The sequence below is a fragment of the Mucilaginibacter angelicae genome, assembly GCF_042434235.1.
Taxonomy (GTDB): Bacteria; Bacteroidota; Bacteroidia; order Sphingobacteriales; family Sphingobacteriaceae; genus Mucilaginibacter; species Mucilaginibacter angelicae.
In genome coordinates, this window is sequence record NZ_JBHLTS010000077.1 from 124,981 (window position 1) to 137,232 (window position 12,252).

6 protein-coding genes are annotated in these 12,252 nt (G+C 44.3%); all 6 read left to right on the top strand.

The annotated features are described in order from the left end of the window. The first annotated feature begins 329 nt into the window (after window positions 1-329). The 6 genes from ACFFGT_RS27830 to ACFFGT_RS27855 all read left to right on the top strand — a co-directional run bounded on the left by ACFFGT_RS27830 (window position 330) and on the right by ACFFGT_RS27855 (window position 12,232). The gene (locus ACFFGT_RS27830; RefSeq protein ID WP_377025783.1) at window positions 330-1,757 is read left to right on the top strand and encodes a 3' terminal RNA ribose 2'-O-methyltransferase Hen1; all 1,428 of its coding nucleotides are present in this window, start codon (window positions 330-332) and stop codon (window positions 1,755-1,757) included. Window positions 1,758-1,795: 38 nt separating this feature from the next. Continuing rightward, a complete protein-coding gene (locus tag ACFFGT_RS27835; protein ID WP_377025784.1) occupies window positions 1,796-4,357 on the top strand; it encodes a polynucleotide kinase-phosphatase in 2,562 nt (853 codons plus the stop codon). 190 nt (window positions 4,358-4,547) lie between these two features. After that, window positions 4,548-6,113 (top strand): tetratricopeptide repeat protein, encoded by a 1,566-nt coding sequence (locus ACFFGT_RS27840; RefSeq protein WP_377025785.1) that lies wholly within the window; start codon window positions 4,548-4,550, stop codon window positions 6,111-6,113. Between the two features lie 23 nt (window positions 6,114-6,136). After that, window positions 6,137-8,035 carry an eCIS core domain-containing protein gene (locus tag ACFFGT_RS27845; protein ID WP_377025786.1) on the top strand — a complete coding sequence of 633 codons (1,899 nt, stop codon included), beginning with the start codon at window positions 6,137-6,139 and terminating at the stop codon, window positions 8,033-8,035. A gap of 108 nt (window positions 8,036-8,143) precedes the next feature. Then, on the top strand, window positions 8,144-10,153 hold the full coding sequence (locus ACFFGT_RS27850; protein ID WP_377025787.1) for an eCIS core domain-containing protein: 2,010 nt from the start codon (window positions 8,144-8,146) through the stop codon (window positions 10,151-10,153). A 120-nt stretch (window positions 10,154-10,273) separates the two neighbouring features. Further along, the gene (locus ACFFGT_RS27855) at window positions 10,274-12,232 is read left to right on the top strand and encodes an eCIS core domain-containing protein (protein WP_377025788.1); all 1,959 of its coding nucleotides are present in this window, start codon (window positions 10,274-10,276) and stop codon (window positions 12,230-12,232) included. The last annotated feature ends 20 nt before the right edge of the window (window positions 12,233-12,252 follow it).

A 12,252-nucleotide genomic window follows, 5' to 3' on the forward strand; every position in this document is an offset into this window, starting at 1 on the left:
TTTCTGCTGATATTTAAAAATTTACAAAAAATGAAAATCTAAGTGTCAAAATGCACTAAAGGAAAATCCTCATTGCCCAACAGGCAGTTATCAATGCTGCGGTAACAGATACAGGTGTTACAGTTAACAGGCATTTAATTAATGTCGGGTTTGGGATATCCGATTGCGGAATTATTTTTTGATTTATTTATAAATTATTTTTTACTGCGCAAAAAGGCTGCGCACTTGCTTGTCACCTTTGTAGTGTTGTACGCGTGCATTGCTTATAAAGAGGGCAATGCACGCCACATTGAGGAGAATAATTATCTTAACCGTTCAATCTTAAACTGATGTTACTAACTATATCTACTACATATGTTCCTGCCGATGATTTGAGCTATTTATTGCACAAGCATCCCGGTAAAATACAATCTGTTGATATCTCAGCAGGCAAGGCCCATATCTTTTATCCGGAGGTAAGCGCACAAAAATGTACAGCCGCTTTATTGTTGGATATTGACCCGGTTGGATTGGTTAGAAATGCAGGACCTAAAGGTAATGACTTTGCACTGGAGCAGTATGTGAACGACAGGCCCTATGTGTCGAGTTCATTTATGAGCGCCGCTATTGCCAAGGCTTATTCATCCGCCCTCAACGGCAGATGCAAGGATAAACCGGAACTGGTAGATGTAGTCATGCCATTTACAGTTAAACTATCAGTGTTGCCGGTAAAAGGCGGGGAGGGTGTACTGAGATCATTGTTTGAACCATTGGGCTACCAAATCAGCGCTGTGCAACATCCGCTTGATCCGGTTTTTCCTGAATGGGGCTACAGTCGGTATTTCACAGTTGAGCTAAGCAACAGGCTTACCTTACAACAATTGCTATCGCACTTGTATGTGCTGATCCCCGTTTGTGATAACGATAAACACTATTGGGTAAACCAGGAAGAAGTTGAAAAGTTACTGGCCAAAGGCAAAGACTGGCTGGAAACACATCCGGCTAAAGAGATGATCGTTCGCCGGTATTTAAAAAATCAACGGTCGCTGGCTAACCAGGCTTTGGGCGTGTTGTTAAGCAAAGATGAGGTTGAAGAAGCGGTAGATAATGAATTAACTGTAGAAGCAGCAGGCAATATTGAAGAACCTCAATTACGCATACACGAATTGCGATTACACGCAGCAAAAGATGAATTATTGTTGTCCGGTGCTAAACGGGTAGCCGATCTGGGTTGTGGAGAAGGCAAACTTATCAAGCTGTTATTAGCCGAAAAGCAGTTCGAATTTGTTTTGGGTATGGATGTAAGCTATCGCTCATTGGAGATCGCTAAAGAAAGATTAAAGCTGGAACGCATGCCGGAAAGACAGTTGCAAAGGGTGGAGTTGATTCAAGGTTCATTAACGTACAGGGACAAACGATTGGAAGGCTTTGATGGAGCTGCATTGGTAGAGGTGATAGAACACCTGGATGAGCCGCGGTTAGCTGCATTGGAAAAATCGGTATTTGAATATGCAAAACCAGGCACAGTAGTTATTACTACGCCTAATGCAGAATATAACGTACGTTTTGCCGATTACCAGGAAGGCAAAATGCGCCATAATGACCACCGCTTTGAGTGGACAAGGAAGGAATTTGAAAGCTGGAGTACCGATCTGGCTGTAAAATATAGTTACAATGTGATTTTTAAACCGGTTGGAGATGTTGATGCTGATGTTGGCGCTTTAAGCCAGATGGCGGTATTTAGTCGCCGCGATGAAGCGGTAGGGCAATCTGCGTAATTATATCTAATCGGTAAAATATCATAAATAGAAAAGAAATGTCAACAAATAAAACCATACAAATACCCGAATTATCGTTAGTGGTGCTTATAGGCGCTACAGGGTCGGGTAAATCTTCATTTGCTAAAAAACACTTCAAGCCAACGGAGATTGTATCCTCTGATGCCTGTCGTGGAATGGTGAGCGATGATGAAAACAATCAGGCGGCCTCTGCCGATGCTTTTGCATTGGCCAGGTATATTACCGGTTTGCGTTTAAAGAACGGGCTGGTAACCGTAATTGATGCCACCAATGTACAGGAAGAAGCGCGTAAAGACTGGATAAAACTGGCTAAGGAATACCATTGCCTGCCAGTTGCCATCATCTTGAATATGCCCGAAAAGGTTTGCGCTCAACGTAATGCTTTACGTCCCGACCGAAACTTCGGCGCGCATGTAATACCACAGCACATCTCGCAATTAAAAAGAAGCTTTAAAAAATTGAAATACGAAGGTTTCCGTCATATTATCGAATTGCGTTCGCCCGAAGAAGTTGATGCGATAACCGGTATTGTACGGGATCCATTATATAACAACAAAAAGGAAGAAACGGGACCATTAGATATCATAGGGGATATACACGGCTGCTACGATGAACTAATCCAACTTTTAACAGATTTGAATTACACCAATAATGGTGAAACTTGGGTTCATCCCGAAGGCCGGAAAGCTGTATTTGCCGGTGACCTGGTTGACCGCGGACCTAAAACCCCTGAGGTATTAAAATTGGTGATGAGCATGACATCGGCCGGGAATGCCTACTGTGTGCCCGGTAACCATGATATTAAACTGATGCGATGGTTAAGTGGTAAAAACGTGCAGGCCAATCACGGATTACAGGAATCTATCGATCAACTCAGTCTCGAAACTCAAGAATTCAGGGATCAAGCTAAGAAGTTTTTAGATGGGCTCATCAGTCATTATGTATTTGATAGCGGCAAATTAGTAGTTGCCCATGCTGGTTTAAAGGAAAGCATGCAGGGTCGTGGTTCAGGCGCGGTACGTGAGTTTTGCTTGTACGGGGAAACCACAGGCGAAATAGATGAATTCGGGTTGCCTGTAAGGCTTAACTGGGCAGCTGAATATAAAGGCAGGGCTATGGTGGTTTATGGGCATACGCCTGTTCCGGAAGCACAGTGGCTCAATAATACTATTGATATTGATACCGGTTGCGTGTTTGGTGGATCATTGACTGCTTTGCGCTATCCGGAACAGGAATTGGTAGCGGTAAAAGCCGCTAAGGTTTACTGCGAGCCGGTAAGGCCCCTGGATCACGGTCAAGGCAATAGTACAAGCTTAACCATGCAACAGGAAAACGATAGTGTGTTGGATATAGCCGAATTTACCGGGAAGCAGATTGTAGAAACACGCCTGGGTAATAACATTACTATAAGGGAAGAAAATGCTATCGCGGCATTAGAGGTAATGAGCCGGTTTGCTATCAATCCTAAATGGCTCATCTATTTGCCACCCACCATGAGTCCGTCTAAAACCAGCATCCTGGATGACTATCTGGAATTTCCGACCGAAGCTTTTGATTATTACAAAGCAGCCGACATCAGCAAAGTGGTTTGCCAGGAAAAACATATGGGTTCAAGAGCTGTGGTAATTGTAGGTAAAGATGAAGAAGCAATAAGCAAAGCATTTGGCATTACAGGCGAAGGCATTGGTACGGTTTATACCCGTACAGGGCGCGCATTCTTTAATGATAAAGCAACCGAACAGGCCTTGTTATCACGATTGAATGCGGCGTTGATCACTTCAGGATTTTATGAGGCTTTTGATACAGATTGGGTTTGTTTAGATACGGAACTAATGCCCTGGAGCGCTAAAGCGCAAGCTTTGCTCCAAACACAATATGCGGCTGTAGGTAGTGCAGCAACACATGCTTTAGGCGATGTGATAGACGAACTGAAACAATTGACACAAAGGGATGCGAACGGTGAAGCGTTGTTAGCAGAATACAGCAAAAGACAAAAGGAAGCTAAACAGTTTACCACAGCTTATCAGCAGTATTGCTGGCCGGTAAACAGCCTGGACGATTACAAGTTGGCGCCGTTCCACATCCTGGCATCCGAAGGAAAACTTTGGACAAGCGAGAACCACGAATGGCATATGGAACAAATTAAAAAGGTTTGTGCGGCTGATCCAAAAGTGTTATTGGCTACGCCTTATAGAATAGTGGAGCTGGATAACGAAGCAAGTATTAATGAAGCTACGGAATGGTGGTTAACTTTAACTGGCAAAGGTGGCGAAGGCATGGTGGTAAAGCCCTACAACTTTATTGAAAAGGACGGCAAAGGGTTGATACAACCGGCAATCAAGATCAGGGGGAAAGAATATTTACGGATCATCTATGGCCCGGAATATACAGCACCTGAAAATATCATTCGCTTAAAATCGCGCGGCTTAAATGCCAAACGGGGATTAGCCATGCGTGAATTTGCTTTAGGTATAGAAGGTTTACAGCGCTTTACCGATAAAGAGCCGCTAAGACGTGTACATCAATGTGTATTTGGAGTACTGGCTATGGAAAGTGAGCCGGTAGATCCAAGATTATAATTGCATAATAATTACGGAAATGAAAGGGATCATACTGCGTATTTCTAAAAAGACAGTAAAGATGTGCAGGCGTAACAGATTAAAGGGAGCGTGGTTTATCCTTTGTTGAGGCAAAATACGCTCCTCCGATAATCTCCTTTGCCAGGTGCGCTGAAATCTTATCTTTGAGAACATCAAAACCAGTTACTTGATGCACATTTTTGAAACCAATAAACCATTTTCAAGTTCAGGGCTTTGGCAACTCCAGCGAGACTATTATACCAATGCCGGTATAAAAGCCTGGCGGAATGGCGACGTTCCGCATTATATTACCAATAACCCTGCAATGGCTGCCACCTATGCCGAAATCATATTCGGGTTTTTACGTGACCGTGCAAGGATAGCCCCGCATCAAAATGAAAATATTTATCTGCTCGAACTGGGTACCGGATCTGGCCGGCTGGCCTACCACCTGCTCAGCCATCTTCATACCCTTTGCGAAAATGCCGCATTTGAGGTGCCGCCTTTTACCTATATAATGAGCGACCTGTCGCCCCATAATATTTCCTTCTGGAAAAGCCATCAAAAGCTCAAGCCATTTCTTGATAAAAACGGGCTCGATTTTGCCTGTTTTGATGTAAACGTTTCTGATGAGATCAACCTCCAGGTAAGCGGCGCCAGGTTAACAAAGGGTACCCTTAAAGCGCCCTTGCTTATTGTGGCCAATTATCTCCTGGACAGTGTGCCACAGGACCTTTTTTACATTACCCAAAAAAAAGTATATGATGCCGAAACGGTATTAACCATTACCGGGGATTATAAAGAAACCATGACACCAGCCGATATTATGCCGCAGCTTCAGGCAGATTATCACACGCTTATAACAGACCCGACAACCCGCTATGCCGAAAATGCGCTGAACCTGCTGCTGGAATACTATCGCTTGCATATCAATCAGTCATGGCTTTTGTTTCCGCATATAGCCATCAGGTGCCTTGAACGTTTGCGCAGTATCTCTGCCGGGGGATTTTTACTGATTTCGGCAGATAAGGGCCGCCATCAGCTGCCTGATCTGGATTATAACGAGCCCCCGCAAATTATTAAACATGGCGGCGGATTTTCTTTAAATGTTAACTTTCATGCGCTTGTTGCCTATTTTGCATCATGCGGAGCATTGTCATTCAACACCAGGCAATACCACGAGTCTATAAGTGTATCTGCGTTGCTGATGCTGGAGCAGCCCGCAAATTATGTCGAAACCGCAATGGCATTTCGCAATCATGCAGAACGTTTCGGCCCTGACGATGCTTTCCGCCTGAAAAAGCATTTTACCCAAAACGCATACGAATTAAGCCTGGTACAAATAGAATCGTGCCTGAGGCTGCTATGGTTTGATACAAACATGTTTAGAGAGCTGATACCCGGCCTGCTGATATTAGCCGAAGATGCAACGCCGAAAGAGATTACCAATATCAGCCTGCTTTTATACGAAGTATGGAATAATTACTATGGTATTGGCGAAGAAGGCGATTTGGCTTTTGACATCGGTTCCATCTTTTACCAGTTATCACGCTATAAAGATGCCTTGTTCTTTTTCGAGCGATCGTTAGAAGTGCATCCGCCAGACACGGCCGTACTATATAACATGGCCGGATGCTATTATATGCTGCGCGATGATGAGCAGGCATTGAAATGGATTGATCAAACCTTTAAATTAAACCCCGAACATGAGGGGGCACACCGCCTTCTCAAAGAACTGAGTGAAGTGAAAAGTTGAATGTACATTAATAGATATTGCTTATGGACAGCGCAAAAATCATCAGGGGCCGGCAACAGCAGCCTGCCGTTACATCAGTTAACAGCGATGGTAAAGCCACTAAGGGCTATCCTGCTATAACCCGGTTTGCACAGGCACCTGCTGGTAGTAGTGGCAATGGTTTGCCACACCAGTTGCGGCAGGGTGTCGAGAAGCTGTCAGGCATGCCTATGGGCGATACATCAGTACATTACAACTCTTCTGCCCCAGCACAAATAGGCGCATTGGCCTATGCCGCCGGCAACCAGATCCATTTGGGCCCTGGGCAGGAGCAACACCTTCCGCATGAGGCATGGCACATTGTGCAGCAAAAGCAGGGCCGTGTTAAGCCAACGCTTCAGGCCAAAGGATTGGCCGTAAATGACGATCACGTGCTTGAAACGGAGGCCGACGTAATGGGTCAGCGGGCAGTACAATTACAAAAAAATACCAATTTACCGCTAACACCGCTTAACAATCCAGGTTTACAGACAGGTGATGTTGTACAAAGAAAGATAGGATTTGAATTTCAGGCGTATAATAGCATACTTATTAATGGCGTAGGTAACGTGCAAAATCCCTTGAACTTGCCTGAGGGAAAAGGATTTACCGTAGAAACGGATGTAGGAGAAAAGATGAATGAATTGGAAATTGAAACAGACGCGGTTGATGAAACCAACGAGGGCCTTTTACGATTGACTCATATTATGAGAAATATCACCCGCTTTTTGCAAGAAGTAAAGCATGGAACAGAGCTAAGGAAAATGGATATGAAATGGAAAGATGAGGTGTCGGAGGATGCCCATTTTTCTATCATATCAGGTGACCAAAAACATTTCCATCCGCAAGCTACAGTGGGAGTGAAATTTGAGAAAATAGCAGAATTGATTGATTATGTAACGCGGGCGCCATTTAAAGAAGGGGGCGAAATTAAGAGAACAATAAAACGAAAGATAAAAAAAACGCCAACTTCAGAAACCAAAGACCCTGAAAAAGACGAGTACGAAGAAGCAGTAGTATCCGTCGCTGAGGTGAAAGACGACTTGCCCAAATTTGCGGAGGCAAGCAAGTTTGGGTGGAGCGGCAAGGATGACCAGCAGGCATTTAAGTATGCCTGGAGAGCAGGTTTTGAAAAAGCAAACGCCGATAGTAAGATTACGAGTGCAAAAGCGAAAGGCCTGGCCGCAATTTTGTATGGCTTAGCAGAAGCGCAACGTGATACAAGCGGGATATATTCGTCAGAAGCCAACCTTGTAAAATACTGGATGCCTTTTATGCTAAGAAATGGTTTCAGACCATTTTTTGACAGTCTTGACGAAAAACAGCGGGAAGAATTGAAAAATATTGACGAAGATGCGCTGAATATTTTAATAATGTCTGAAGGAGGGGATTTGGGTTACGAACTTAAAGTTGGGGATATATTAAAAGATATGCAGGAAAGAGCAGGGAAACCGGGCGACGATAAGAGAGACCTGATTCAGCGTTTTGACGGGGTTGGTGTGCTGGGCCATGGTGTGATTGGAGGAATACCAAGACATGGAGAAGAGGAGCGATCTGATTATAAAAGCTGGGGAATGGAAGAGATTGACGACATTGGCATCTCTCAAACTGAAACCGAAAGAAGGCGGGGCGCTATTATCGAATTAAGAAAACTGGGCAATGATGTGCCCGTCGAAAAACTTGAAGAATTTGCGCTGGCAGTTTTTAACCTCGTCAAACTGATCAATGCTGGTGACGGACCGGTACCACTGCCCGTAGAGACGGTGACAGCTATAGGTGGTACTGCTACCGGCCCGGTAACGGTGACAGGGGCGGCGCCTGTAATTGGCCCGCCACCACCAATACAACGCCTGCCTCGTTCAGCACAAACCGCGTTGCGCAATTATGTACCTCCAGGTATCTAAAGCCTTCCTCATAATATCCTGGCCCAAAATCAAGAATTAATATCTGTATCATCAAACAGATATTAATTCTTAAATTGCTGAATCCCCAAATACGTCAGCATACCCGCAATGGACAAAGCAAAAGTTACCAGGAACCAGCAACAAACATCTTCTCAGGCATCAGCTGTCAATGGTGATAAAGCAGCCAGGGGCTATCCCGCCGTAACCCGGTTTGCACAGGCGCCCGCGCCATCGGCTGATAGTGGCAATGGTTTGCCGCATCAGTTACGGCAGGGAGTTGAAACGTTGTCGGGCATGTCTATGGCTGATACTACTGTACATTACAATTCTACAGCCCCGGCGCAGATAGGGGCACTGGCCTATGCTGCCGGCAACCAGATCCACCTTGGCCCGGGGCAGGAACAGCACCTGCCGCATGAGGCCTGGCATATTGTACAACAAAAGCAGGGGCGTGTTAAACCAACGCTTCAGGCAAAAGGATTGGCCGTTAATGACGATTCCGCCCTGGAAACTGAGGCCGACGTAATGGGGCGGCGTGCCGTGCAACTGAAAACTATTAATGGTTCGCCGTTAACCCCGCCCGCCTCGCCCCTTTCTCCGCCAACTGAAGTAGTTCAAAGAAAGATAGGATTTGAGTTTCAGGCGGTTAAGAGCATCGTTTTAAAGAACGTCCCAATACACGAAAAACAGAAGCTCGGAGTAAGCGTAAGCAAAGGAAGATTTGACGTATACTCTGATGTTACAAGTCGTGGTGCTGAATTGGAACTTGTGACAAAAGCTGTTGACGAAACCACAAAAGGACGTGGTGAATTGGTGGATATCATGGATGCCATAACGACTTTCTTACTTTCTGTTGAGGATGGTGGCCTTATAGGGCACGTCAAAAACATTGACTGGAAGCAATATATCGCTGAAAAGACGAAAGAGTATGACGATTTGCTTGCTCAACGGACCAAATTAGTTGTAGATGAAAGGATAAAAGGAGAGACTAAGGAAAAAGATGCTGATGAAAAATCTGAAAAAAAAGAAGATTTTGAGGAAAAAACACCAAAATTCTTTATTCACAAAACTGGGAAACATTTTCATCCCCAGGCAACTGTGGGGGTAAAGTTTGAGAACGTATTTAATCTTATTGAGCATCTAACCAATGCACCGGTAAAAAAGCACCGTATCAATAAGAGAAAGAAAGACCGTGCTGTTACGAAACCACCCACGACAGAAATAAAAGTGTTGCCAAAGGAAACCGAAGGTGAGGCTATATCAACAGCCCCTGGGGAAGCTAAGACGGACCGGATACAGAAAGTTGTGCCAGATATAATTCGGAAACCACAAGATGCAGCAGCCATTTTTGGATGGGGCGCTAAAACATATCAAACTCCATATAAAGAAACGTGGACGACGGCAGTGACAAAAGTGAATAACTTTTCGAAGCTAACACCTAAAGTTAAAGGACTTGTCACAATTTTTTTTGGCTTAGCAGAGAGCCTGACTGGTAAATATGCAGCAGCTACCCAAGAAGTCAGGATATTAAAAAACATGATGCCTTTTATGTTGAGAACGGGATTTATGCCATTTTTTAATAATCTTGATGCCAAGGAAAAAGAAGAATTAAAGCTCATTGATACCAACGATCTTAATAAAAAATTCCCTCACTTAGAAATAACCATCAAAGAGGTTTTTGAAGATATGATGAAAATTGACGAAAGTGATGAAAAAGGTGACTGTGGCAATGATAGTGATGATGATGATTGTGCTCGCTTTCAAGAGGATAACCGCGATTACGATGATGATGAAAAAAAAGTCGACCTTCTTCAAAAAGAGGAAGGATATTATGGTCATGGCGGAGTAACCGAAGGAAACAGGCATGACGATTATGGAATGGAGACTATTAATGATATTGGCATTTCAGATTCAGAGAAAACAAGAAGACGCGGAGCACTTATTGAATTAAGAAAATTGGGTAGTGAGGTACCACCTGAGAAACTTACAGAATTCGCCTTAGCCGTTTTTGATTTGATTGTACTTATAAATGCCCTGGAAAGCTCATCTTCATCTTCTTCCACCTCGTCGTCATCTCCGTTGTCCACTCCGCCGCCATCTTTATCATCCTCTTCCTGATCTTAGTCACTATCATCTCTCCATTAGTTGAATTTCAAATAAAACAGTCAAGTGACCGGGCATTAAATCATGCATTATTTCTTAAATTGCTGAATCCCAAAATACGTCAGCATACCCGCAATGGACAAAGCAAAAGTTACCAGGAACCAGCAACAAACATCTTCTCAGGCATCAGCTGCCAATGGTGATAAAACAGCCAGGGGCTACCCCGCCGTAACCCGGTTTGCACAGGCACCCGCGCCATCGGCCCATGACGGCAACGGTTTGCCACATCAGCTACGGCAGGGAGTTGAAACGTTGTCAGGCATGTCTATGGCTGATACTACTGTACATTACAATTCTACAGCCCCGGCACAGATAGGTGCGCTGGCCTATGCCGCCGGCAACCAGATCCACCTTGGCCCCGGACAGGAGCAACATCTGCCGCACGAAGCCTGGCACGTTGTGCAACAGAAGCAGGGCCGGGTTAAACCCACCCTGCAAGCTAAAGGATTGGCTTTAAATGATGACCAGGCGCTGGAAACCGAGGCCGATGCAATGGGGCAGCGTGCCGCGCAGCTAAAAACAACGGGCGTTTTACCAACATCATCTTTCCTGCCAGTTTTCCCATCAACCACTCTAATACAACGGAAGATAGGATTTGAGTTTCAGGCTGTTGATAGTATTTTTTTTAAAGGAGTTGATGTAAGGAAGGAAGAACTGGGTAAACACATACATGGAAAATTCACAGTAGAAGGTGACGGCGGCACGAGGCATGGAATGCCGGAATTGGAACTTGCAACACCGGCTGTTGAGGAAACCAAGCAGGGGCGGAAAGACCTGGAAGGTATCATGGACGCGATAAGGGCTTTTTTATTGAGAGTAAAAGATGATGGTTTTATTGCGGCCGTACCAGCGGTTGAATGGAACGATGATATTGTTAAAAAGGCAATATTAAACAAAGCACGTCAGGGATTTTTGGATGAACCCAAAATAGATCAAGCGAAAGAAGACAGTCCTGAGGAAAAAATAATAAAAGAGACATTGCTGAAAGAGAGAGCAGAGCTTTTTAATAATGAAGTGAAAGATGTGCCAAAGTTCTCTATCCCCAGTGGTGCAAAACATTTTCATCCTCAGGCTACTGTGGGGGTAAAGTTTGATAAAATAGCTGATTTGATTGATTATTTATCCAGCGCGCCAATTAAAACACGAGATGTTGTACAAGCCCCCCCGCCGGAAACAAAACAAACAGTAACCGGCACGGACGGAGGCCCCAAAAATGAAGTTAAAGAAGTGACGACGCCAATAGTAGCGGAAGAAATAAAACGGGATCCACGTAAAACCGCTGCAGCAAATATTATTGGATGGGGTGGTGCAAGATATCAATTACCATATCAAAAAGTTTGGAAAGACGCATTGAATGAAGTAAATAGCTTTAGTGGAATAAAATCGCCTAAAGTTAAGGGACTTGCTATGATTTTTTTGGGCATGGCAAAAAGCCGGTCTACAGAATTCAGAAAAACCGTTCGCAAAGCTAAACTCTTAAAATACATGATGCCCTTTATGTTAAGGAACGGTTTTTGGCCATTTTTCGGTAGCCTTACTCCAGAAGAATTGGAAGAATTAAAAGGGTTTAAGAACGCCTATAAGAACGTTTTAAATGTAAAAGTTATGCCACCGAAAAGCAAAGAAGAATGGGAAACTAAAATCCCGACCGTTAAAGAAATAATTGAACATATGGTAGCGAGAACAGAAGCAGACGATGAGGAATACGAACCAGACCTTCTTCAAAAAGGTGACGTGGTAGGCCACGGCAATATAACAAACATGAACCACGACGGATATTGGAAAATGGATAGCATTGACGATATTGGCCAATCCAGTGATGAACCGGCAGGTGAAAAAAGACGCGGGGCCATCATTGAATTAAGAAAATTGGGTAACGAGGTACCACATAATAAACTTACAGAATTTGCATTAGCAGTGTTTGACCTGATCACACTCATAAATGCGCCTGATATTCCTGCTACCGATACGGCCACCGCCACGGAAACGGGCGGTACTCCTGCTTCAGCGCCTTCCGGGGTGCTTACAGCATAGTGGGCAGTTTGCTCTTTATA

Bases quoted from the DNA above. Each gene is read 5' to 3' on its own strand.
- ACFFGT_RS27830 (WP_377025783.1), top strand. From the start codon at position 330: ATGTTACTAACTATATCTACTACATATGTTCCTGCCGATGATTTGAGC.
- ACFFGT_RS27835 (WP_377025784.1), top strand. From the start codon at position 1,796: ATGTCAACAAATAAAACCATACAAATACCCGAATTATCGTTAGTGGTG.
- ACFFGT_RS27840 (WP_377025785.1), top strand. From the start codon at position 4,548: ATGCACATTTTTGAAACCAATAAACCATTTTCAAGTTCAGGGCTTTGG.
- ACFFGT_RS27845 (WP_377025786.1), top strand. From the start codon at position 6,137: ATGGACAGCGCAAAAATCATCAGGGGCCGGCAACAGCAGCCTGCCGTT.
- ACFFGT_RS27850 (WP_377025787.1), top strand. From the start codon at position 8,144: ATGGACAAAGCAAAAGTTACCAGGAACCAGCAACAAACATCTTCTCAG.
- ACFFGT_RS27855 (WP_377025788.1), top strand. From the start codon at position 10,274: ATGGACAAAGCAAAAGTTACCAGGAACCAGCAACAAACATCTTCTCAG.